This is a genomic window from Soonwooa sp. T0.1_25, from assembly GCF_057652215.1.
Window position 1 is genome coordinate 210,179 of sequence record NZ_JBYFBZ010000001.1, and the last position, 21,304, is coordinate 231,482.

At 35.2% G+C, this 21,304-nt stretch carries 26 protein-coding genes; 14 read left to right on the forward strand and 12 right to left on the reverse strand.

The features are described from left to right. Window positions 1-50 precede the first annotated feature (50 nt). The 4 genes from AC23MB_RS01015 (at window position 51) to AC23MB_RS01030 (ending at window position 2,934) form a co-directional block, all read left to right on the forward strand. Window positions 51-770, forward strand: coding sequence for a hypothetical protein (locus tag AC23MB_RS01015; protein WP_487786301.1), 720 nt, complete (start codon window positions 51-53; stop codon window positions 768-770). A 65-nt stretch (window positions 771-835) separates the two neighbouring features. Then, window positions 836-1,564: a beta-carotene 15,15'-monooxygenase gene (locus AC23MB_RS01020; protein WP_487786302.1), complete on the forward strand. Its 729-nt coding sequence runs from the start codon at window positions 836-838 to the stop codon at window positions 1,562-1,564. A gap of 19 nt (window positions 1,565-1,583) precedes the next feature. Beyond that, the gene (locus AC23MB_RS01025; RefSeq protein WP_487786303.1) at window positions 1,584-2,678 is read left to right on the forward strand and encodes an AI-2E family transporter; all 1,095 of its coding nucleotides are present in this window, start codon (window positions 1,584-1,586) and stop codon (window positions 2,676-2,678) included. 1 nt (window position 2,679) lies between these two features. Next, window positions 2,680-2,934, forward strand: a complete 255-nt coding sequence (locus tag AC23MB_RS01030) for a DUF3820 family protein (protein ID WP_487786304.1) — start codon at window positions 2,680-2,682, stop codon at window positions 2,932-2,934. A gap of 10 nt (window positions 2,935-2,944) precedes the next feature. Here the strand turns inward: AC23MB_RS01030 and uvrB are convergent, their stop codons facing one another. Beyond that, window positions 2,945-4,936 carry an excinuclease ABC subunit UvrB gene (gene uvrB / locus AC23MB_RS01035; protein WP_487786305.1) on the reverse strand — a complete coding sequence of 664 codons (1,992 nt, stop codon included), beginning with the start codon at window positions 4,934-4,936 and terminating at the stop codon, window positions 2,945-2,947. A 292-nt stretch (window positions 4,937-5,228) separates the two neighbouring features. Here uvrB and AC23MB_RS01040 point away from each other — a divergent pair, with 292 nt between their 5' ends. The 5 genes from AC23MB_RS01040 to AC23MB_RS01060 all read left to right on the forward strand — a co-directional run bounded on the left by AC23MB_RS01040 (window position 5,229) and on the right by AC23MB_RS01060 (window position 8,003). Then, window positions 5,229-5,435 carry a hypothetical protein gene (locus AC23MB_RS01040; RefSeq protein WP_312322998.1) on the forward strand — a complete coding sequence of 69 codons (207 nt, stop codon included), beginning with the start codon at window positions 5,229-5,231 and terminating at the stop codon, window positions 5,433-5,435. After that, the gene (locus tag AC23MB_RS01045) at window positions 5,432-5,815 is read left to right on the forward strand and encodes a hypothetical protein (protein WP_312322999.1); all 384 of its coding nucleotides are present in this window, start codon (window positions 5,432-5,434) and stop codon (window positions 5,813-5,815) included. The genes AC23MB_RS01040 and AC23MB_RS01045 overlap by 4 nt, the downstream gene beginning before the upstream one ends. Continuing rightward, on the forward strand, window positions 5,800-6,249 hold the full coding sequence (locus AC23MB_RS01050) for a hypothetical protein (protein ID WP_312323000.1): 450 nt from the start codon (window positions 5,800-5,802) through the stop codon (window positions 6,247-6,249). Before AC23MB_RS01045 ends, AC23MB_RS01050 begins: the two co-directional genes overlap by 16 nt. Window positions 6,250-6,295: 46 nt before the next feature. Then, complete coding sequence (locus AC23MB_RS01055) at window positions 6,296-6,610, forward strand: T9SS type A sorting domain-containing protein (protein WP_312323001.1); 315 nt, start codon at window positions 6,296-6,298, stop codon at window positions 6,608-6,610. Between the two features lie 178 nt (window positions 6,611-6,788). Continuing rightward, on the forward strand, window positions 6,789-8,003 hold the full coding sequence (locus tag AC23MB_RS01060) for a PQQ-dependent sugar dehydrogenase (RefSeq protein WP_312323002.1): 1,215 nt from the start codon (window positions 6,789-6,791) through the stop codon (window positions 8,001-8,003). 22 nt (window positions 8,004-8,025) lie between these two features. On the opposite strand, the gene tsaB is transcribed toward AC23MB_RS01060, so the two are convergent. Genes tsaB through AC23MB_RS01080 form a run of 4 tightly spaced genes read right to left on the reverse strand, consistent with a single transcriptional unit; the run spans window position 8,026 to window position 10,572 of the window. Then, window positions 8,026-8,712, reverse strand: coding sequence for a tRNA (adenosine(37)-N6)-threonylcarbamoyltransferase complex dimerization subunit type 1 TsaB (gene tsaB, locus AC23MB_RS01065; protein WP_487786306.1), 687 nt, complete (start codon window positions 8,710-8,712; stop codon window positions 8,026-8,028). Window positions 8,713-8,733: 21 nt separating this feature from the next. Next, the gene (locus AC23MB_RS01070; RefSeq protein WP_487786307.1) at window positions 8,734-9,369 is read right to left on the reverse strand and encodes a hypothetical protein; all 636 of its coding nucleotides are present in this window, start codon (window positions 9,367-9,369) and stop codon (window positions 8,734-8,736) included. A 22-nt stretch (window positions 9,370-9,391) separates the two neighbouring features. Next, a complete protein-coding gene (locus AC23MB_RS01075; protein WP_487786308.1) occupies window positions 9,392-9,823 on the reverse strand; it encodes a nuclear transport factor 2 family protein in 432 nt (143 codons plus the stop codon). Next, window positions 9,823-10,572 carry an SDR family NAD(P)-dependent oxidoreductase gene (locus AC23MB_RS01080; protein ID WP_312322052.1) on the reverse strand — a complete coding sequence of 250 codons (750 nt, stop codon included), beginning with the start codon at window positions 10,570-10,572 and terminating at the stop codon, window positions 9,823-9,825. The genes AC23MB_RS01075 and AC23MB_RS01080 overlap by 1 nt, the downstream gene beginning before the upstream one ends. Before the next feature lie 108 nt (window positions 10,573-10,680). Between AC23MB_RS01080 and AC23MB_RS01085 the strand changes: the two genes are divergently transcribed. Then, the gene (locus tag AC23MB_RS01085) at window positions 10,681-11,367 is read left to right on the forward strand and encodes a class I SAM-dependent methyltransferase (RefSeq protein WP_487786309.1); all 687 of its coding nucleotides are present in this window, start codon (window positions 10,681-10,683) and stop codon (window positions 11,365-11,367) included. A gap of 25 nt (window positions 11,368-11,392) precedes the next feature. Here AC23MB_RS01085 and AC23MB_RS01090 read toward each other — a convergent pair whose 3' ends face one another. From AC23MB_RS01090 to AC23MB_RS01105, 4 genes are all read right to left on the reverse strand, one after another. Continuing rightward, entirely contained in the window at window positions 11,393-11,902 is a 510-nt protein-coding gene (locus tag AC23MB_RS01090; RefSeq protein ID WP_487786310.1) for a hypothetical protein, read from the reverse strand. A 9-nt stretch (window positions 11,903-11,911) separates the two neighbouring features. Next, a complete protein-coding gene (gene lysA / locus AC23MB_RS01095) occupies window positions 11,912-13,111 on the reverse strand; it encodes a diaminopimelate decarboxylase (protein ID WP_487786311.1) in 1,200 nt (399 codons plus the stop codon). Window positions 13,112-13,211: 100 nt separating this feature from the next. Further along, window positions 13,212-14,438 (reverse strand): 3'-5' exonuclease, encoded by a 1,227-nt coding sequence (locus AC23MB_RS01100; RefSeq protein ID WP_487786312.1) that lies wholly within the window; start codon window positions 14,436-14,438, stop codon window positions 13,212-13,214. Between the two features lie 34 nt (window positions 14,439-14,472). Beyond that, on the reverse strand, window positions 14,473-15,999 hold the full coding sequence (locus tag AC23MB_RS01105) for a helicase HerA-like domain-containing protein (RefSeq protein WP_487786313.1): 1,527 nt from the start codon (window positions 15,997-15,999) through the stop codon (window positions 14,473-14,475). A gap of 140 nt (window positions 16,000-16,139) precedes the next feature. Here AC23MB_RS01105 and AC23MB_RS01110 point away from each other — a divergent pair, with 140 nt between their 5' ends. From AC23MB_RS01110 to AC23MB_RS01125, 4 genes are all read left to right on the forward strand, one after another. Further along, window positions 16,140-16,583, forward strand: coding sequence for a hypothetical protein (locus AC23MB_RS01110; RefSeq protein ID WP_487786314.1), 444 nt, complete (start codon window positions 16,140-16,142; stop codon window positions 16,581-16,583). Window positions 16,584-16,703: 120 nt separating this feature from the next. Then, on the forward strand, window positions 16,704-18,113 hold the full coding sequence (locus tag AC23MB_RS01115) for an MBL fold metallo-hydrolase (RefSeq protein ID WP_487786315.1): 1,410 nt from the start codon (window positions 16,704-16,706) through the stop codon (window positions 18,111-18,113). Window position 18,114: 1 nt separating this feature from the next. Further along, window positions 18,115-18,510, forward strand: a complete 396-nt coding sequence (locus tag AC23MB_RS01120; RefSeq protein ID WP_312322061.1) for a rhodanese-like domain-containing protein — start codon at window positions 18,115-18,117, stop codon at window positions 18,508-18,510. Between the two features lie 11 nt (window positions 18,511-18,521). Then, window positions 18,522-18,821 carry a thioredoxin family protein gene (locus tag AC23MB_RS01125; protein WP_300673561.1) on the forward strand — a complete coding sequence of 100 codons (300 nt, stop codon included), beginning with the start codon at window positions 18,522-18,524 and terminating at the stop codon, window positions 18,819-18,821. Between the two features lie 32 nt (window positions 18,822-18,853). Here the strand turns inward: AC23MB_RS01125 and AC23MB_RS01130 are convergent, their stop codons facing one another. The 3 genes from AC23MB_RS01130 to AC23MB_RS01140 form a co-directional block, all read right to left on the reverse strand. Continuing rightward, a complete protein-coding gene (locus AC23MB_RS01130; protein ID WP_312322062.1) occupies window positions 18,854-19,612 on the reverse strand; it encodes an amidohydrolase in 759 nt (252 codons plus the stop codon). Between the two features lie 34 nt (window positions 19,613-19,646). Then, window positions 19,647-20,687, reverse strand: coding sequence for a PA0069 family radical SAM protein (locus AC23MB_RS01135; RefSeq protein ID WP_487786316.1), 1,041 nt, complete (start codon window positions 20,685-20,687; stop codon window positions 19,647-19,649). 168 nt (window positions 20,688-20,855) lie between these two features. Next, window positions 20,856-21,053, reverse strand: a complete 198-nt coding sequence (locus tag AC23MB_RS01140; RefSeq protein WP_487786317.1) for a hypothetical protein — start codon at window positions 21,051-21,053, stop codon at window positions 20,856-20,858. Window positions 21,054-21,304 lie beyond the last annotated feature (251 nt).

A 21,304-nucleotide genomic window follows, 5' to 3' on the forward strand; every position in this document is an offset into this window, starting at 1 on the left:
CTTTTATTAGGCTTTGAAGCTTTATTTTTGCAGCTCAAATATAAATCAATATGGAGAATACTCCCAACAATTCTGAAATCAATATTGTACTTTCTCGTGCTTTTGCTTTGTGGAGCAATACGATGAAGTTCCAGATAAGTTTTAGCATTTTTTATTTTGCGATACTTTTAGTTTTGGCATCTTTTGCGTTTAATTATTTCGGAATTAATAAAAAGGTCGAAGACTTTGCCCCTTTGATGCAGTCGGATCCAGATGCTTTCATGGCAAAACTTCGAGAACTTGCGGTGACACCAGAATATTCGAATTTTGTGTATGTTATTGTTTTGATAAAAGCTTTGGTTTTCCCTCTTAATATTGGGATGTTTAAAGTCTATGCCATGAAGGAGATGGGCGAAAATCCTGGTCTGAACGATCTGTTGGCGGGTTACCAAGGCGTTAGTTTTTTCAAATATTTCACCTATGGAATTTTTTGGGGTTGCGTATATTACCTATGTTCTATTTTTGCGCCTTTTCTGTTGGTTTGGGTTTTAGTTACTTTTTTTGTTAGTCCGCTGATGTTTTTTACAAACATTAATAGTTTTCAGGCAATTGGGAAGAGCTTTCAGGCGATTCGTGCCAACTTCTTCATTATTTTCATTTGTACAATTGTTGCGATTTTGTTTTCATATTCTGGTATTTTGATGTTTGGATTTGGAATATTATTGACGTTTCCGTTTTGGAATGCTATCATTTATTCGTGTTTTCGACAGATTTTTACTGTGAAAAATTAAAATTTTTATATAATTAATCTAAATCTTTAGAAAAAATTGTAATTTGGAACAACAAAAAATAAAATATGGAAACATTTAACGAATTTGATTCGCAAGCAAAAGTCCCAGCTAAGAACACGGGCGACATTATTTCTCATGCTTTTGAGACGTACAAAGGTGTAGTGCTTTACGCAATTGTAACGATGATTCTTTACCTTATTATTTCTTTTATAATCCAAGCCATTTCTGGATTTAACTCTCAAGCAATTTATGAAGAAGCTATGATTAGTGGTGGTCAGATTGACTATTTAGCAATCCCAGGACTTAAAACTTATTATGCAATTTCGTCTTTATTTGGACTTTTATTGTCTCCACTATTTTTGGGATTAATTTATATTTCTCATAAAGTAAATACAAAACAACAAGTTTCTTTCTCAGATTTGTTTTATGCTTACAAAGAGAATTTAATTAACATTATTGTTTATAGTTTAATTACAGGTATTATTTTAACGATTGGATTCTCTGCTTGTTTAATTCCTGGTTTATTATTAATGCCATTATTTTTTATTGGTTATCCAATTTTGATTTTCGAAAAAGCGAGTGCAATTGATGCAATAACAAAGGCTTTTAACATCGCTAAAGAAAATTATGGTACCTTTTTAGGTGTTGCGGTGTTATCAGCGATTATTAGTTTTGCTGGTATTATCCTTTGTGGTATTGGACTTTTGGCAACAGCGCCATTTTATCTAACTGCTGCTTATTCATTATATATTGCATTTGTTGGACTTCCAAAACAAATTACTTACAATTCTTAATTAAAGAAAAACAATTAAAGTGCCTAACTCTGAAAAACAAATTAGCGGAAACGTTATTAAACAAATTGCCCTTATCTTACTGATTGTCATATTGGTTGGGCTCATTTGCTACAATCTCGCCTTATTTATACCTTCTTTGCTAGGCGCTTTAACTTTATATATCATCTCGCGAAAATATCTTTTGTATCTTCTCGAAGTTAAAAATTGGAAACCATCTTTAGCTGCCACAGTTATAATAATTGCAACGCTGCTAATTCTTATTCTACCAGTGTATTGGATCGTAGATATGCTCATTGAGAAGTTGGGAAATGCCCAAGCTTATATGGGAAAATTCAATGCATTTATCGATAAAGTGCATGATTATGTCTATGCGCAAATACATGTTGATATTCTTAGCAAAGAAAATCTTGACAAACTAAAAGCTGCAGCAGGCAAGTTTTCGACATCGGCTCTTAGCACAACTTTTAATACATTCACGATTATATTTTCGATGTATTTTATCTTGTATTTTATGCTGGTTGATCCTCGTAAGTTTGAGAAATTACTTACAAATGCAGCACCTTTCAAAAAAGCAAACATTAATTTATTAGGTGAAAAAATCCGAAAAATGGTAATCGCAAATGCAATCGGAATTCCTGTAGTTGCACTTGGACAAGGTATTGTTGGCTTAGTCGGTTATTTTATTTTTGGAGCGCCGAGTCCGGTTCTTTTATTTGCATTGACGTTTGTTGCAAGTATGATCCCAATAGTTGGAGCTGCGCTTGTCTATGTTCCGGTTTGTATTTTTATGATTGCTGAAGGCCAAACAGGTCCAGGGCTAGGATTAGCTGCTTATTGTTTGATTGTAGTTGGCTTAACAGACAATCTACTTCGATTTACATTATTAAAAAAACTAGAAAACATCCACCCGTTGAATACCGTTTTCGGAATTATCGCAGGGATGAACATTTTTGGTTTTTTAGGTTTAATATTTGGGCCAATTTTGGTGTCTGTGACGGTTTTATTAATTCAGGTATATCGTAATGAATTTTCAGACGACGATGACGAAACTCCTAAAGATATTGTCTTACCCGACAATGACCAACTCGAACAAAAAGTAGATTTAATTATATAAAATGACGCCCGAAATTCTGCAAGAACTTTGCAAAGTAAAAATGCCGTATGGGAAATATAAAGACCAATGGATTATTGACCTTCCGATTTCCTATCTAGAATGGTTCAATCGCAAAGGTTTTCCTCAAAACAAATTAGGTTCGCAGTTAGCAACGATTTATGAAGTTAAACTTAATGGTCTAGATCATATCTTTACAGCGATACGTGAGGATAAAAAGCCCGAAGCTCATTCGAAACCTCGGGTTTATAAATTATAAATTAAATCAATTAAGCTTTCAGAGCTGTAATTTCGTCACGCAATTTGGCTGCAGCAATAAAGTCTAATTTCTTGGCAGCTTCTTCCATTTCTTTTTGTTTTTGCTCAATTAATTTCTGAATATCTTCATTCGCATAGGTTGCTTTAACTTCTGCAACTTCTTGTAATATAGATTTTTGAGTGTATTTTTCATCAGGGAAATCTTTGCTCCTACCTACAAGATTTTCACTAATTTTTTTATTCAAGGCAGTTGGTACCAGACCGTTTATTTCATTATAACGGATTTGTTTTTCGCGTCGATACAAGGTTTCATCGATAGTAGCTTGCATCGATTTTGTTATTTTATCCGCATACATAATCGCTTTACCATTTACATTTCTTGCTGCACGACCAACAGTTTGTATCATCGATCGGCGACTTCTTAACATACCTTCTTTATCTGCATCCAAAATCGCAACCAACGATACTTCTGGTAAATCCAAGCCTTCTCTTAATAAATTAACACCAATCAACACGTCGAAAAGACCTAAACGCAAATCCTGCATAATCTGGATACGTTCAAGTGTTTCTACATCAGAGTGAATGTAACGTGTTCTTATTCCGAATTTTGTGAAATATTTGGTGAGCTCTTCCGCCATTTTTTTGGTTAAAGTTGTTACCAAAGTTCGCTCATCAACTTCTGATCTTTTTTGTATTTCTTCAATTAAATCATCAATTTGATTAAGGCTTGGTCTTACTTCAATTATTGGGTCTAAAAGTCCAGTCGGACGGATAATTTGCTCGATATATTCACCACCAGTTTTCTCTAATTCATAATCTGCTGGCGTTGCTGATACATAAATAACCTGATTTTGCATTTGTTCAAACTCAGGAAACTTCAACGGACGATTGTCCATCGCTGCAGGCAAACGGAAGCCATATTCAACCAAAGATTCTTTGCGACTTCGGTCGCCGCCATACATCGCATGAACTTGAGGAATGGTTACATGGCTCTCATCAATAACCATCAAAAAATCTTTCGGGAAGTAGTCCAGGAGACAGAAAGGTCGAGATCCAGGCAATCTGCCATCCATATAACGAGAATAATTTTCGATACCAGAACAGTAACCAAGTTCTTTTATCATTTCTAAATCTAATTCTGTACGCTCTTGTAAACGTTTTGCTTCTAAAGGTTTTTCGATCGAATTAAAAAAATCAACTTGCTTAACCAAGTCATCCTGTATATCTCGAATCGCACCTTGCATGGTTTCTGGTGAAGTAACAAACAGATTCGCAGGATAGATATTAATTTGTTCAAAATTAGCTTCTACATTTCCATTTACAGGGTCAAAGCTTTGGATTTTTTCAATTTCGTCACCGAAGAATTGAATTCTAACTGCGTTATCTGCATAAGCTGGAAAAATGTCTACAACATCACCTTTTACTCGGAAAGTTCCTCGCTGAAAATCATTTAAAGCTCTAGAATATAATGCGTTAACTAACGAGTGAAGAAGTTTGGTTCTTGATATTTTTTCATTTTTCTCAATTGTAATCAAAGATTTATGAAATTCGGTTGGATTTCCGATACCATAAATACACGATACAGAAGCGACAATCAACACATCGCGACGTCCCGAAAGTAGGGAAGCGGTTGCCGATAGACGAAGCTTTTCAACTTCTTCGTTGATGCTGAGGTCTTTTTCGATGTATGTTCCAGTCGTTGCAATATAGGCTTCTGGTTGATAATAGTCGTAGTAACTTACAAAGTATTCTACCGCATTATCTGGAAAAAACTCTTTAAACTCCATAAAAAGCTGTGCCGCCAAAGTCTTATTATGCGCCAAGACAATCGTCGGCCGTTGGATTTGGTTGACAACATTTGCGATGGTAAAGGTTTTACCAGAACCCGTTACGCCGAGTAGCGTTTGATATTTTTCACCAATTTGGAGGCCTTTTACCAGTTTTTCGATGGCTTGTGGTTGATCACCAGTCGGTTGATATTCAGATTGAAGTTTAAAATTCATACATCAAAATTACGAAAAGCAATTTTTCTTTTGAAAATTATTTTAGCTAAGTTCTTCTTGGTTTTAAAAGTGATTAATTTCACACAGATTTTTAAAAACAATATTCTGTTAAATACAGTTGAATGTTTATATTAATTGCGAATGAAGATTACTTATGTTTAGTTTAGTAATAATTAGAAGTATGTTATTTTAATTATATATAATGTTATTTAGTCATAGTATGTTAAAATATTATTTTTTTTTGATGCTAAATTCTTAAAAATATAACCTTTTATGCCAACAAAAAATTTTTATGAAATACCTTTATTTACGAAATGTAAAACTTTCAGTTTTGAGTTTTGCATTATTAGGTGGCATTGCGAATGCCCAAGTTTTTGAAATCCCTAAAGGAGACACAGGACCAGTCACTTACGCGTCAAAAGTTAGTAATGATGGTTTAGTTCTTTTAAAAGCAAATAAAGCCAATTATACGTGGACAGAGCAACAAGGTTTAAAATGATAGATTCTTTATCGAATGACAGCCGTATTCCTGGTAATCCTTCTTTGTCAGCCAATGAATCTGTCTATGCTTTAGCAGCAACTAACCCGCAGACTAATCAAGTAGAAGTAGCAACTTATAATCCCGTAACAAAACAATATGACTTTATTGGAGGAATGGGCGCTGCTATTGATGGCAATACAACTGCACCTTTTGCTATTTCGGCGGACGGTATTGCGATTGTTGGTGGCGGATGGATTAATAATATGAATATGAACGCCTTCAAGTGGATTACAGCTACAGGTTTGGTTAATTTGGGAAGTTCTATTGCAGAACGTAATACAAGAGCCAATGGTATAAGTGCAGATGGTTCGACTGTTGTTGGATGGCAAGAAATGTAAATGGTAAATTGATTATTGGGAATGCCTATAATGCCGAACATGAATATGTTCCGTTTATGGTTAAGTTACCAACTTCTCTTTCTTGTGCAGAGCAAAAAGTAACAGCAGATAATTTTGGTGGTTCAGCGGTTTTCGGATCGACAAAATCAGCATTTGATATTCCAGTTGGTGCACAAGGTTTTACAGCTTATGGTGTTAATATTAACGTTTATGAAACGGATGCTACTGCGACGCCAACTTTTACGGTTAAGTTATATGATAACGCAGACAACAATGTTCCAGGGACTGAGTTAAAATCTTTAACAGCAAGCATTAAAGGGAAAGCATTAGTGGGAAATGCTGAAGGTCATGACGTTTATAATTTTATTTTAGGTTTTGACACGCCGATGACTCTAGATGCTAAACAAAACTTATTGGATGTCGGTAGATTCTAATACTGGTGGTTGACAAATTACAGGGCCAAGTAACATTGGTGCTGGTATGGCAATTAGGCCTGCGCCAGGCATTTGGATTACAATTCCTCAAGAATTAATTTACGGTATCGAATGTTCGGTAATAGCAACTTCTGATGTTAAAACTGAAAGATTAACATGCTATCCAAACCCAGTTAAAGATGTTGTTAATTTCAATACGAAAAAAGAAATCAAACAAGTTGTTGTTTATAATATTGCTGGACAAATCGTTTCTTCAAAATCTCAGATTAAAGATGCGAAACTTAATATGTCACAATTGGCGCAAGGAACTTATCTTCTTAAGGTGAGCTTGCTGATGGACAATCGCAAACACTTAAAGTAATTAAAAACTAAACTTTAGTTTTTATATTTAAAATTAATAAGCCTCGATTTTTCGGGGCTTTTTTGTTTTTATTGTTAAATGAAATTCTATCTGTTTTTTTAAGTTTAAATCGAAAAAATAAAAAATAACTAACTTTACGAATCATGCTTTTGGAATGTTAAATTTTAAACTTAAAATTATGAAAATCAATTATAAAATATTTGCAGTTGTTGCCTTAAGTTTTTTATGTTCCTGCGACTCCAAATCCCAAAATAAATCTAACGCAACAAAGTCTGTCGAAACTGGGAAACCAAACTCTGTGGATCTGGAGCCAGCATTTCCGGGACAAACAAGAATTCCTGCCGTTAGATCCAAAACCGAATATAAAAGCGAAGTTCTCAATTCTTCTTTAGGAAAACCTTGGGGAATAGCCCAACTTCCTGACGGACGATTTTTGGTAACTGAAAAGTCAGGCTTTGTTAATTTGGTTGGCGCTGATGGAAAAACGAACAAAAAAATTCAAGGTTTTCCAAAAGTTGATGCATCGGGGCAAGGCGGACTTTTGGATGTTGCAGTCGATCCTGATTATCAAAATAATAAAATGATTTTTTGGACTTTTTCCGAACCTTTCGAGAAAGGAAATTTAACATCAGTTGCGAAAGGAAAACTTTCTGCCGACGAGTCCAAAATTGAAAATCCCCAAGTTATTTTTCGAGCAACGCCTTCTTATGATGGCAAATTGCATTATGGAAGTCGTATCGTTTTTGATAAAGACGGAAATCTTTTTGTGAGCACAGGCGAGCGTTCTGATAAAGTTACGCGACCTTTGGCACAAGATTTAACAACCTATCTCGGAAAAATTGTTAGAATTACAAAAGACGGGAAACCAGCTGCAGGAAATCCTTTCCTCCATAGTAAAGATGCAAAACCCGAAATCTATTCTTATGGACATCGCAATGTACAAGGTTTGGCGATCGATCCTTCGACAGGAGAACTTTGGAACTCCGAATTTGGACCACGCGGTGGCGACGAAATTAATTTAATAAAACCCGCAAAAAATTACGGCTGGCCAACAATTACCTATGGCATCGAATATAGCGGTGATAATATCGGAAAACATATTTCTCAGAAAGAAGGTATGGAGCAGCCCGTTTATTATTGGGATCCAGTGATTTCTCCGAGCGGAATTACGTTTTACACAGGCTCTATTGACGAATGGAAAAACAATCTGTTTATCGCTTGTCTCAGCGGCGAACATATCGACAGAATCGTCATTAAAGATAATAAAGTTGTTGGAGAAGAACGCCTATTAGAAGATGATGGCGAACGTTTTCGAGATGTCTTGGATGCAAAAGATGGATCGCTTTACGCCATTACGGACAGCGGAAAACTTTATAAAATTTCTAAAAAATAAAAACAAAATCCTGAGTTGTGGCTCAGGATTTTTTTATGCGATCGGCTCTTTTGACACCATGAAAATCTTTTAGATAAAATGGTTCAAAATAAGCAACATCTTCAAAATCTTTATTATTAAATTTTTCCACCGCTTTTTTAATTAAATATTGAGCTGATGGATAAATTGTAGCATCAAAACTAGCATTGGGAAGATTAAGAATGTCTTGTGCTTTTGTCACGCCATCACCAACAAATAAAACTTTTTCTTCTTTTAAATCTTGGAAAGAATTTTCATCCAAAACCAAAGCTTCGGTTGCCGAAATTTCGTTGCCAGTCTTTCCGTCATAAGCTGCGGTGTAGACTTCCATTCTTCGCGCATCAATCAACGGAATTATTTTGTCAAATCCTTGATTGACAAATTTTTCAACCATGCTATCTAAAGAATTAATTGATAGCAGAGGAAGGTTTAATCCAAAACAAAATCCCTTTGCAGAAGCTGCACCAATTCTTAATCCTGTGTAAGAGCCAGGTCCTTTCCCAAGACACACAGCGTTGAGATCTTTTAGCTCAATTTCTGCACCTTCCAAAGCCCATTCTACAAAAGTGTGTAGGCTTTCGGATTGTTTATAATTTTCGGAAACTTCCTCACAAAGGCAAAGTAACTTTTCATTATCAGAAATAGCTACAGAACAGTTTTTAGAAGAAGTTTCGATATGTAAAATTTTCATTTTTTGTAAATAATTGATCGTTTAACTTAGCTTTAGAAAGCCATTGTTTTTAATCTCTTTATGGATGTCAGCAATATCTTCAGGAATCTTGTTTTGTGTCAACCAATTGATGTCTAGACCGTGGTGCATTGCGGTCATCATAAAGTTGTCGTTGTCTCCAATGCTGTTCCCGAGAATTTGTAAATTTTCTTTAAACTCATATTGATCATCTTCATGCAGTTTTACAATCGCCATTAAGATTTTAAAAATTCTTGCCAAAGCCGGAATGTAGAATTTTTCGCCTTGTCTTCTCGAGAAATACGCAAGTTGCTCTTCCAGATTTGGGACAAGTTTCGTCAGCATGTAAAGGTTAAGCCAAATATCACCAAACTTGTCTTTTGTTATTTTGACATGTTCGGTAATCATCCCGCTCATATAACGAACATCCATCGACAGATAGCCTGGCGATTTAAAATGTTTGATAGCGCTTTCAATTTTTTTGTCAAGAATCTCTTGCAGTTGGTTGCGTTTGTCCTCAACCGATTCTTCGCTCAAAAGTTCGTATTGAAGACGTTTAGCAAGAATAATATCCTTCTTTAAAAGTCTTAAAATCAATTTATCCTTTTCCTTGTCCGGAATATTGGCGAGTGCGTCCTTAAAATCTTGTTCGAATGTCATCTTGTAAAATTCTTTGTCAAAATTAGTTTTTTATTTCCACACTTTGTCGTGACCACAACTTCCAGTCGCCAGCTTTTTTAATCCAAATTTCTAAAACCGACAAATCCATTGCAAAATCATAGCTTTTGTAAGTTCCGACGACATGAACAATTCTGCGAATAGAAGCGGTTTTTTTATAAGTTTTAAACTCTTTTAACGCAGTTTGACTTACAGATTTGTAATCGACTTTTTTAGAAATAATATCTTTTTTAAAATCGTCAATATTTTGAATCCAGCCATTAGAATGTCCAAAACTAACATCTTTAGCAAGCAAATTAAGAATATTAGGATTGTTAGTTTGCATCAAACTATCCAAAGCTTTGACTTTGATTTCTAAAGTTCTATCTAAAGTTTGTGCCGAAAATAGACTTAAACTAAATACTAAAATAAATAAACTTAAATATTTGTAAATCATTACTTTTTGTAAATCGTTCTTGGTTCTGCTTGCGCTTTTGGATAAATGCAAAGTTCTGCAATCGAAACACGATCAGGAGCATTAATACAATAAGAAATGGCATCTGCAATATCTTCGGCTTTCAAAGCTTCGTAACCTGCGTAGACCGTTGCAGCTCTTTCCTCATCGCCTTTGAAACGAATTTTAGAAAAATCTGTAGCCACAGCACCTGGCTGAATATTGGTCACTTTAATCCCGAATTCTGTCAGCTCGATTCGCATGCCTTCGGAAATGGTATCAACTGCTTTTTTGCTCGCACAATAGACAACGCCGTTTGCGTAAGTTTGTCTTGCTGCAACAGACGAAATGTTCACGATATGTCCAGAGTTTCTAGTTTTCATCTGCGGAATAACTTGTTTTGAAACATAAAGCAAACCTTTCACATTACCATCTATCATCGCATCCCAATCGTCCAAATCTCCGTTTTCTAAAGAGTCCAAACCATGCGCATTTCCAGCGTTGTTGATGAGAATATCAATGTTTTTAAAATGATCAGGAATGTTTTTAAAAGCATTTTCAACCTGATTGCGATCACGAACATCAAATGTTAAGGTGCAAACTTCGGTTAGTTGAGAAAGTTCGTTTTTTATCGTTTCTAAAGCAGCTTCGTTTCGTCCACAAAGGATAAGTTGATGCTTTTGTTGTGCTAAAAGATAAGCGGTTGCTTTACCAATTCCTGACGTTGCGCCGGTTATGAGAGTTGTTTTCATTTAGATTAAATTTCTTTGCAAAGCTATTTCATTTTTGAGTTTTAAGCTTTGTTTTTCGATAGATAATTTCAGTTGATTTGAGTATTTTTACACTTTCAAATTCAGTTTATGACAGATCTTCCAGGCTTGGCCATCAAAGATTTTTACGAAAAAAAATTAAAATCAAAACTTTATGTTCATGATCAATTTGGTCCGAAAGTAGAAATGCCGATTTCGATGTATTTCCGCAATGAGGTCGAAATGCCAGAATTGGAGGATATTGCGTTAGAAAATTGTGAAGGTCGCGTTCTTGATGTTGGCGCAGGCGCAGGGTCTCACGCTTTGGCTTTGCAAGTGAAAGGATTCGACGTTTCAGCATTAGAAATTTCGCCCTCGGCTTGTGGAGTTATGGAATCTCGTGGCGTAAAACATGTAATTTGTGCCGATTTTTTTAAGTTTAATTCAGAGGAAAAATACGATACGATTTTACTTTTAATGAATGGCATTGGACTTTGCGGAACAATTGAAAATTTAAAAACATTTTTAAAAAAGTCAGAAGAACTTCTTAACGAAGATGGAAGATTGGTTTTTGACTCGTCTGATACGATTTATATGTACGAACATGATATTTTGCCAGAACGATATTACGGTGAAGTCGAATGCGCTTATTCCTATAAAAATCTTAAGACAGATTTCTTCAAATGGTTATATATTGACCAAGATAAATTGCTAGAAGTTTCAGAAGAATTGGGCTGGGAAATGAAAGTCCTTTTCGAAGACAATCATTATCAATATTTAGTGGAACTAAAAAAATAAAGCTCGGATTAACCGAGCTTTTATATTAATTAGGATTGTTGTCGATAACTAAAGAATCGAAAAGTAGCTTAACTCGTACTTTAGATTCTATCGGCGTTGCGTCGCAACTTGCTGGTATCCATTTTCCTTTTATTTTTTTTACGGCAGATTTTAGATCATCATAAAAATAACGTGTATTAGGAACATCGGGACCAACATTAATTTGCTTAATATCACCAGATTTACTGATTGTCAAGTCAATATAAAAATGTCCGTCTGCTGCATAAGCATCCGAATTAAGATATTGATTAATTCTTTTCTTAAGGTCTGTATTTAATTGTTGCTCACCCTCAGAATATCTTACAGAATTAAAAGTATGACCTTGGTCAACAGAGCAAGTTTTATCAGCAATTTGATAAATACCACGCAGATCGTAAGTCATAACATTTTGGGCTGTTTGCAAGCTTACCATACTTTCTGGCGCTTGGTCTTCAACATCGGTTTGCGCAAAAGAGAAAGCCGAAATCAAACTAAAAACTAAAGCTAATCGTTTCATATAACTAATTTACAAAACTTCGATTTGATTTTTTAATAAATCTTCAAATTCTTCACGTTTTCTTATCAAAGTTGCTTTTCCATCCAAGAACATCACTTCCGCAGGCTTTAATCTTGAATTAAAATTTGAACTCATTTCAAAACCATAAGCACCCGCATTTCTAAACACTAAAACATCGCCTTCTCTAACCTCGTGAAGTTTTCTATCCCACGCGAAAGTATCTGTCTCACAGATGTTTCCGACAACTGTATAGATTCTTTCTGGACCTTTTGGATTTGATAGATTTTCGATTTTATGATATGCATCGTAGAACATTGGACGTATCAAATGATTGAAACCAGAGTTAACACCAACAAAAACCGTTGCAGTTGTTTGTTTAATAACATTTGATTTTACTAAAAAATGTCCACTTTGACTTACTAAATATTTCCCTGGTTCAAACCAAAGTTGGAATTCTTTTCCTGTTTCTTTGGTGTAATCCTTCATCGCTTTATCAACCTTTTTTCCTAAAGATTTAACATCCGTTTCTAGATCACCATCTTGGAAAGGCACTTTGAAACCACTTCCCATGTCGATGTATTTTAGATTTGGAAAATGATCAGCTAGTTCGAACATAATTTCTAAACCTTGCAAAAACACATCTGGATCTTTAATCTCGCTACCTGTGTGCATGTGAAGTCCTTCTACATTAATGTTTGTAGACTTTACAATACGCTCAATGTGGCGCATTTGGTGGATCGAAATCCCGAATTTGCTATCGATATGTCCTGTCGAAATTTTATAATTTCCACCAGCGAAAATGTGCGGATTAATTCTGATAAAGATAGGATAGTTGGCACCGTGCTTATTACCGAATTGTTCCAAAATCGAAATGTTATCGATGTTGATGTGCACGTTAAAAGCCATTGCTTCCTCGATTTCTGTAATGTCAACACAATTTGGCGTGAAGAGAATTCTGTCTGATGAAAAACCAGCTTTTAATCCAAGTTTGACCTCGTTGATCGAAACACAATCGAGACTAGCACCTTGTTTCTCAACGTATTTCAAGATATTAATGTTGGTCAAAGCCTTGGCAGCGTAGAAAAATCGGGTGTTCTTCGAGAAAGAACCAGTCAACTTTTCGTACTGGACTTTTATCGATTCTACATCGTACACATACACAGGTGTACCGAACTCATCTGCAATTTTTAATAAATCTTGATTGGTCATTGGATTATACTATATTTTTTTAAAAATAAACGTGCAAATTTCGGCAATTTTTAGATAAAAACACCAAAACAAACTTGAAATATATAAATTAAACCTAAAATCAGTGCTGGGGAAGTGCTTGTATGTCGAAGTCACCACGCAGAAGTGATAATTGTAATTCGTTTTTTAAATATGGTGAAACGCTAGAAATTGAAATAATCAATTTGTTGATTTTGTCCAAAGTTTGGATTTGATGATAAAGCTCGTAGAAGCCAAAACCTTTTAGTTTTCCCTTTTCAAAAACTATAAAAACTCGTTCGCCAAGTTGTCTGCCTTGTGAAGTCCAAATCTCATTTCGTGATTTTAGATCAATTTTTTTGGTGAGATTAACTACGTCGTGAAGCTCTTTCTGGTTTTTAATAAAACTCAAAGCTTTGAGCCCTTGCGTATAACTTTTGAATTTTAAAAAAGGTTTTGGTTCTGTTTCTTTATTAAATTTATCAACACTATATTTTCCGTTTTTAAAAAATAATCCAAAACTTAGTTTTTGTACTTTACTAAGGTTTTTGGTTTTCATAATAAGTTGTGCAATGACTTCATTACCAGTTAATTCGTAGTGAATTTGCTCAACTTCTGTTTGGATAAGCTTTAACTTTTTAGCATTAGAATTAAATACTTTTTTTGCTGCTTTATAAATGTTGTCTACCAAATCGTAGAAAATAATTTTCCCGTCTTTGTTTTGAAAATAAATAATTCCGCGATCTGCGGGCAAATCTTCCGTCAACTCTTTTATTTTGTTGACGTAGTTTTGTGCTTTACTTTCCTCAAATTGTGACTCGATTATTTCGTGATCTTTATCTTTGGTAATCAGTAGTTTAAGTAAATCTAAAGTTGCTCTAGCATCGCCACTTGCTCGATGCGCTTCCGATAACGGAATACCAATCGACTTGCAAAGTTTACTTAATGAATAACTTTTTTCGTCTGGAATTAATTTTTTCGCTAAAGGAATTGTGTCTAAAGTGTTGATTTTGAAATCGTAACCAAGTCTTTTGAATGATTGACGCAACATTCGATAATCGAACTCAATATTATGCCCAACCAAAGTCGAATCTTGAGTGATTTCTACAATTCGTTTTGCAATTTCATGGAATTTTGGTGCAGTTTTCACCATATTTGGTGTAATTCCGGTCAGTTTTTGCACAAAAGACGTGATATCTGCTTCGGGATTAACCAAGGATATAAACTGGTCAATAATCTCGTGACCATCATATCGGTAAATTGCAATTTCTATGATGTTTTCTTTGCGGTACGGTCCGCCATTACTTTCTATATCTATTACGGAATACATCTACATTCTAGTTCTTCGTTTCCAAAAACGGATTTTATCTTCTTCTTCCACCTAGGCCTAACATCCCAAGGATCGCTTTTGCGCCTTCTCGCATTAAGGTGTTGGTGAAGGTTCTTCCTGCGCTCGATTTCATCACAGATTCGAACATGCCAGGTTCTTCTTTTATCGGTTTTGTTTTTTGGGTTGGTGTAGCAGCTTCAACAGCTTGGTTCATCCTTTGACTTAAAATCTCAAAAGCTGATTCTTTATTAATGCTTTGCTCATATTTTGAAACCATGGCCGATTTGCTTGTCAGTTCTAAAACTTCGGCATCATTAAGAACATCCATTCTCGATTCAGGCGAAATTAGATAAGTCTGCACTAATGGCGTCGGAATACCTTTTTCGTCCAAGGCAGTTACAAAAGCTTCACCAATTCCTAAATTCTGGATCAGACTAGCAGCGTTGTAATATTCGGTTGTTGGATAGTTTTCAACCGCTTTTGTTATTTCTTTTTTATCTTTTGCTGTGAAACCTCTTAACGCATGTTGTATTTTTAAACCTAATTGAGATAAGATATTTTCTGGCACATCACCCGGAATTTGTGTGATAAAATAAATCCCCACACCTTTTGATCGGATAAGTTTTACCATCGTTTCAATTTGCGATAAAAGCGTTTTGGAAGCTTCATTAAAAATTAAATGCGCTTCATCAATAAATAAAACCAATTTTGGTTTTCCACTGTCACCTTCTTCTGGGAAAGTCATATAGATTTCAGCAAAAAGCGAAAGCATAAATGTAGAAAATAACTGTGGCTGATTTTGAATATTCGCAACTCTTAAGATATTTACCACGCCTTTTCCATCTCTCGTTTGTAACAAATCATGAACGTCAAAACTTGGTTCTCCAAAAAAAGAGGTTGCGCCTTGTTGCTCCAAAGCAACAATAGAACGCAAAATTGCTCCTAATGAAGCTGGCGCAATCGATCCGTAGCTAGCTGCTAATTCTGCTTTGCCATCTTTATTGTCAGTGACGTATTGTAGCACTTTTTTAAGATCATCCAAATCAATTAATGGCAAGCCTTTATCATCACAATATTTGAAAATGATGGACATAATGCTTTGCTGTGTATCGTTTAATCCTAAAATTTTACTTAACAAAATCGGTCCAAACTCTGTTACCGTTGCACGAAGTTTAACACCTTTTTGGCCAGAAATTGTCATCAATTCTACAGGGAAAGCTTGTGGCTCGTAGGGTAATTGAGTTTTGTTATAACGTTCGTCGATAATGGCATTTCGAGTTCCTGCTTCTGCAATTCCTGAGAAATCGCCTTTAATATCGAGTACCAAAGACGGAATGCCAGCATGTGACAATTGTTCAGCAAAAACTTGAAGCGTTTTAGTTTTACCAGTTCCTGTAGCTCCAGCAATTAGACCATGTCTGTTAATGGTTTTCAGAGGGATAGTTACGTTAACTTCAGGTAACACTTCACCATCTAACATGGCTTTTCCTAAAATAATATGTTCGCCTTTTGGGCTATATCTGGAGTTAAGTTCTTCAATAAATTTTCCTTTGTCCGCCATTTGTTTGAATTTAAATAAAAAGATAAAGGTAAATAATTTCATCTTAAAAACCGCAAGGATAAATAAATTGCTTGCTTGATGTAAATCAATATTAATCTAGCTTTATTTTATTAAATTTGTTAAATACCAAAAAATTAAAGATGAACAGAATAGCAATAATGGATGCCATTATCAATGAACAACAAAAAGTAATTGATAATTTAAAATATTCCGTAAACCGTTATGAGACTGCTTCCGATTTGGAAGAAGACAACACGATTGATCCTGATGATTTGTCTCAACAAGTACAAGCTAAAGATATGCAACTTCGCTTTGAGCAACTTTTGAAAAAAGCCCAAGACGAAATGAGATTTTTGGTGGTTGAAAGAGATTTGTCACACACCGAAATTGAGAAAGGTAGTTTGGTTGTGCTGGATGGTGTAATTGTCTTTGTCGGACTTTCTGTCCCAAAATTCGAGTTTGAAAACCAATCTGTCATTAGTTTTTCTACAGAGGCGCCCGCATTTAAGAGTTTAGAAAATCATAAAATTGGAGATGGAGTAGAGCTTGGTAATCAGTCTTATACGATAAAAGAAATTCTGTAAGAGCTTTTTTTTAATTCCAAATAGACACTATCGATTGTTGCAATTCCTAATTTTTAACATTTTTAAAGTTTAAAGAACGATTTTTGCAACACTACAAACAGAAATTTTACAACTGAAAATATGAAGGTAGAACAAATTTATACCGGTTGCTTGGCACAAGGCGCTTATTATATTGTTTCGGAAAACGAAGCTGCAATTATTGATCCTCTTCGCGAGGTATCGCCTTATATAGTACGTTTAGAAAAAGATAAAGTAAAACTAAAATATATTTTTGAAACGCACTTCCATGCAGATTTTGTGTCTGGACATTTGGATTTAAGTCAAAAAACGGGTGCGCCAATTGTTTACGGACCAACAGCAAAGCCAGAGTTTGATGCTATTATTGCTGGTGATGAGCAAATTTTCGAAATCGGAAAAGTGAAAATAAAAGCACTTCACACGCCTGGTCACACAATGGAAAGTACAACTTATCTTTTGATTGACGAAAATGGAAAAGAAACAGCGATTTTCTCAGGAGACACCTTGTTTTTAGGTGATGTAGGTCGTCCAGATTTGGCTCAAAAATCTGCGAGTATGACGCAAGAAGAGTTGGCAGGTTTGTTATATGACAGTTTACAAAAGAAAATTATGCCGCTTGCAGATGATATTACAGTGTATCCAGCGCACGGTGCAGGTTCGGCTTGTGGGAAGAATATGCAAAAGGAGACCGTTGATACTTTGGGCAATCAAAAACGAACAAACTACGCACTTAATCAACCAAATAAAGAAAGTTTTATCACTGAAGTTTTGGACGGACTTTCGGCGCCGCCAAAATATTTTGGGATGAATGTCGCGATGAATAAAGGCGGTTACGCTTCTTTTGATGATGTTATGAAAAAAGGAAAGAATCCTTTGTCTGTTGAAGACTTCGAAACCATTGCAGTAAATACTGATGCGTTGATTTTGGACACGAGAGGTGCCGCAGATTTTCATAAAGGTTTTATTCCGAATTCTATTAATATTGGTTTGAAAGGCGATTTTGCGCCTTGGGTAGGAGCGATGATTGTTGACGTTAAACAACCGATTATTTTGGTTAGTGATGCCGGAACAGAAGAAGAAGTTATTACGAGATTGAGTCGCGTTGGATTTGACAATGTTTTGGGTTATTTGGACGGAAGTTTCGAAGCTTGGAAAAACACAGGTAACGAAATTGATGAGATTAAAAGAATTTCGCCGCAAGAATTTGCTGACACTTTCAAAACGGAAGATAAAGTTATTGACGTTAGAAAAATAGGAGAATATTCCGCAGAACATATTAATGATGCCTACCACAGACCGCTTGCCGAAATTAGCGAATGGGTTGATAGCATTGACGATACCGAACATTTCTTTTTACATTGCGCGGGAGGTTATAGAAGTATGATTGCTGCTAGTATTTTTAATGCGCGAGGCATCAGAAACTTTACTGAAGTTGAAGGAGGTTTTAACGGAATTAAAAAAACAGAAAAAGTAGCGACAACGGATTTTGTTTGTCAGTCGAAAACGCTTTAGGATGAAGTATAAAATGATGATGTTATTGCTGGTTGGTTTAAGTTTTACTTCTTGCCAAACAGTATCTAATGCAAATGTGTCTGAACAAAATGTGGATATGAGATCTTTGGTTAATGATCCACAAACAATTTTAATCGATGTTAGGATTCCGGAGCAATATGCGGAAGGAACAGCAGATAATGCTGTCAATATTCCTTTGAAGGATTTGGAATCGCAAGTTGAGGATTTAAAATCTAAAGATAAAATTGTTGTTTTCTGTAATACTGGGAAACAAGCAGCATCCGCAAAGGAACTTCTGAACAAACACGGAATTAAAAATGTGTATTCGGGTATGAGCTGGAAGAATGTTAAAGCGATACAAGAAGAAAATAAAGCTAAAAAATTTATTAACAATTAATTATATATAAAATGTCTCAAAAATTTCAAGAAATTATTGACTCTGAAAGACCTGTTCTTATCGATTTTTTTGCGACTTGGTGTCAACCTTGTAAAGTTCAATCTTCGGTGTTGACAACAGTAAAAGAAAATATTGGTGAGGGTGCCAGAATTATAAAAGTCGACGTGGATCAATATCCAGCTTTGGCTAATCAATACGGTGTTCGTGGTGTGCCGACTTTAGCAATTTTCAAAAAAGGAGAAATGCTGTACAAAGAAAGTGGCGTCCACGATGTTAACAGATTAACGGCACTTCTAAAGCAGTTTCAATAAACAAAAAATCCGGATCATGCTTCCGGATTTTTTTATTTTAATTCAAACTTATCTGCATCTTTTAAGAACGGATATCTGTCTCGAAATTGTTGTAATTCGTCCAAATCAAATTCGGCGATAACTAGATTGTTTTGTCTTGTCGAGATCTCGGTGCCATCAGCAAACAAAGCCAAAGTACTTTCTTCATAATTAAGATTGTTGCCATCCGTTCCGATTCTATTTAAACCAAAAACAAAAGCTTGATTTTCGATAGCACGCGCTTTTAATAAAGTTCTCCAAGCTTCGACGCGAGTGTTTGGCCAATTCGCCACATTTAACATAAGGTCATAATCGCCCAAATTTCTTTGAAAAACAGGGAATCTCAAATCATAACAAACTTGCAATAGAATTTTAAAACCTTTGTATTCAATAACTTTTCGTTGATCACCTGAAGTATAAATTTTATCTTCTCCAGAATAAGAAAACAAATGCTTTTTGTCGTAAAACTCAAATCTTCCGTCAGGTTTTACAAAGTAAAATCTATTATAGAATTTATCATTTTCGCTTATAGAAACACTTCCTGCAACTGCTGTATTTCGTTGTTTTCCAAAGCTTTGCATCCAATAAAGTGTTTCGTTGTTGCGGTCTGCGATTTCTTCTGCATCCATACAAAAACCTGTAGAAAACATTTCTGGCAAAAGAAAAATATCGGCTTCAACATTAGCTAAAGCAAGTTCAATGTTTTTGTAATTTTCGGTTTTATTTTTCCAAACAATGTTGAGGTTAAGACCAACAATTTTAAGTTTTGACATAATTAAAATTCTTGCTTAAAGTTAAGGATTTAGTTTAAAACAATCGAAGTTGCTGCGTTCGGCTGCCCGTAAAGTTTTCGGTTGAAAGTATGGCGCGTTCTTTACCTGCAAAGAATTTCTTTTTTCCAATTTCAAAAGTTTTATGAATCATTTCGGCGATATTGCCTTCGCCTTTGTAGCGTTCGAAATAACGTTTTTCGCCCAATTTTCCACCATGCATATTTTTAATAAGATTAAGGACTTTGTCCTTTCTGTCTGGGAAATGTGTTGTTAACCAATGCACAAATACAGGCTCAACCGTATCGTTTAGCCTTACCAAAGTATAACCAACACTAGTCGCACCAGCGTCGGAAACAGATTTTAGAATCGATAAAGTCTCATCACTAGTCAGAGCTGGAATAACAGGCGCGATCATAACGTTAACCGGAATTCCGTTTTGGGAAAGGATTTCGATGGCTTTTAATTTATTTTGAGAAGACGAAGTTCTTGGCTCCATAACACGACGTAGTTTTTCATTAAGTGTTGGAACACTCAACGACACCGAAACTAGATTTTTCTCCGCCATGTCTTTTAGAATGTCCAGATCGCGCAGCACTAACGCATTTTTTGTGATAATACCGACGGGATGACGATAGTCGCGGCAGACTTCCAAAAGTCTTCTTGTGATTTCGAATTGCCGTTCTATGGGTTGATAACAATCGGTATTCCCTGAAAGCATGATGGTTTTTGGAACATGATTTTTTTTTCGAAATGTTTTTTCTAGAAGTTCGGCGGCATTTTTTTTAACCATAATTTTTCGTTCAAAATCGATTCCTGCGCTGTAACCCCAATATTCGTGGGTTGGCCGAGCAAAACAATAAGAACAGCCGTGCTCGCAACCTTGGTAAGGATTCATCGAATAGTCCAAAGGAAGATCTGGACTTTTGACAACATTAAGAATCGTCTTTGGGAAAACCTCAATAATCTGCGTCTTCATCATTTCCAAATCTTCCTCTTTCGGCTCGTAAGTATAACGGTCGAATCGGTTGTTGACGTTGCGTTGCGCGCCTTGACCTTTGGGAGCTTGGGATGACATTTTGTTGAGTTTGGATTTAATTTAAATGAAAATCAATTCTTTTTTTGAACAAGAACTATTGTAAAATTATCAGAGATTTTCGAAATAAAAATGACTTTTAACTTAAAGTTTTCCACAAAAAAACCAGCTCTTGTGAAGCTGGCTCTGTCAAATATATAGTGTCATTTTTTACAGTAATGCATTTATTTCGATGCCATCTCCATGTTCCGTGAATTGATTTTTATACTTTTTCGAAAATAATTTGTGTGTATCTGTATAGTCTGCGCTATAAGATTTTTCTTTTAAAACCTTTCTTACTGCCAATGCGCCAACAATCGCGAATAGTCCCAAAGCGCCTGCTAGTAATACTTCTACATTTTTGTTCATAAGATGTTATTTGAAGGTTAAGATACAAATTTTATTCCTTTTTAGACATAATAAAAACTAACAACTGTTAATGTTTATTAAAACTAAAAAACGGTTCGGAGGACAAATTTGACAATTCGGTAAGTTTTTTTTAGATTTTATAAAAGCTTCGTATAAATTTGTCTCATAAATCAAGATAATGACTCGCAAATCGCTTAAAACTTATATTTCAATTTCCTTCTTTTCGGGATTGTTTTTTTTCATTTTTTTCT

Excerpts from the sequence above, each read along its gene's own strand:
- AC23MB_RS01015 (WP_487786301.1), top strand. The coding sequence starts at position 51 with ATGGAGAATACTCCCAACAATTCTGAAATCAATATTGTACTTTCTCGT.
- AC23MB_RS01020 (WP_487786302.1), top strand. The coding sequence starts at position 836 with ATGGAAACATTTAACGAATTTGATTCGCAAGCAAAAGTCCCAGCTAAG.
- AC23MB_RS01030 (WP_487786304.1), top strand. The coding sequence starts at position 2,680 with ATGACGCCCGAAATTCTGCAAGAACTTTGCAAAGTAAAAATGCCGTAT.
- uvrB (WP_487786305.1), bottom strand. The coding sequence starts at position 4,936 with ATGAATTTTAAACTTCAATCTGAATATCAACCGACTGGTGATCAACCA.
- AC23MB_RS01040 (WP_312322998.1), top strand. The coding sequence starts at position 5,229 with ATGAAATACCTTTATTTACGAAATGTAAAACTTTCAGTTTTGAGTTTT.
- AC23MB_RS01045 (WP_312322999.1), top strand. The coding sequence starts at position 5,432 with ATGATAGATTCTTTATCGAATGACAGCCGTATTCCTGGTAATCCTTCT.
- AC23MB_RS01050 (WP_312323000.1), top strand. The coding sequence starts at position 5,800 with ATGGCAAGAAATGTAAATGGTAAATTGATTATTGGGAATGCCTATAAT.
- AC23MB_RS01055 (WP_312323001.1), top strand. The coding sequence starts at position 6,296 with ATGGCAATTAGGCCTGCGCCAGGCATTTGGATTACAATTCCTCAAGAA.
- AC23MB_RS01060 (WP_312323002.1), top strand. The coding sequence starts at position 6,789 with ATGAAAATCAATTATAAAATATTTGCAGTTGTTGCCTTAAGTTTTTTA.
- tsaB (WP_487786306.1), bottom strand. The coding sequence starts at position 8,712 with ATGAAAATTTTACATATCGAAACTTCTTCTAAAAACTGTTCTGTAGCT.
- AC23MB_RS01070 (WP_487786307.1), bottom strand. The coding sequence starts at position 9,369 with ATGACATTCGAACAAGATTTTAAGGACGCACTCGCCAATATTCCGGAC.
- AC23MB_RS01075 (WP_487786308.1), bottom strand. The coding sequence starts at position 9,823 with ATGATTTACAAATATTTAAGTTTATTTATTTTAGTATTTAGTTTAAGT.
- AC23MB_RS01080 (WP_312322052.1), bottom strand. The coding sequence starts at position 10,572 with ATGAAAACAACTCTCATAACCGGCGCAACGTCAGGAATTGGTAAAGCA.
- AC23MB_RS01085 (WP_487786309.1), top strand. The coding sequence starts at position 10,681 with ATGACAGATCTTCCAGGCTTGGCCATCAAAGATTTTTACGAAAAAAAA.
- AC23MB_RS01090 (WP_487786310.1), bottom strand. The coding sequence starts at position 11,902 with ATGAAACGATTAGCTTTAGTTTTTAGTTTGATTTCGGCTTTCTCTTTT.
- lysA (WP_487786311.1), bottom strand. The coding sequence starts at position 13,111 with ATGACCAATCAAGATTTATTAAAAATTGCAGATGAGTTCGGTACACCT.
- AC23MB_RS01100 (WP_487786312.1), bottom strand. The coding sequence starts at position 14,438 with ATGTATTCCGTAATAGATATAGAAAGTAATGGCGGACCGTACCGCAAA.
- AC23MB_RS01105 (WP_487786313.1), bottom strand. The coding sequence starts at position 15,999 with ATGGCGGACAAAGGAAAATTTATTGAAGAACTTAACTCCAGATATAGC.
- AC23MB_RS01110 (WP_487786314.1), top strand. The coding sequence starts at position 16,140 with ATGAACAGAATAGCAATAATGGATGCCATTATCAATGAACAACAAAAA.
- AC23MB_RS01115 (WP_487786315.1), top strand. The coding sequence starts at position 16,704 with ATGAAGGTAGAACAAATTTATACCGGTTGCTTGGCACAAGGCGCTTAT.
- AC23MB_RS01120 (WP_312322061.1), top strand. The coding sequence starts at position 18,115 with ATGAAGTATAAAATGATGATGTTATTGCTGGTTGGTTTAAGTTTTACT.
- AC23MB_RS01125 (WP_300673561.1), top strand. The coding sequence starts at position 18,522 with ATGTCTCAAAAATTTCAAGAAATTATTGACTCTGAAAGACCTGTTCTT.
- AC23MB_RS01130 (WP_312322062.1), bottom strand. The coding sequence starts at position 19,612 with ATGTCAAAACTTAAAATTGTTGGTCTTAACCTCAACATTGTTTGGAAA.
- AC23MB_RS01135 (WP_487786316.1), bottom strand. The coding sequence starts at position 20,687 with ATGTCATCCCAAGCTCCCAAAGGTCAAGGCGCGCAACGCAACGTCAAC.
- AC23MB_RS01140 (WP_487786317.1), bottom strand. The coding sequence starts at position 21,053 with ATGAACAAAAATGTAGAAGTATTACTAGCAGGCGCTTTGGGACTATTC.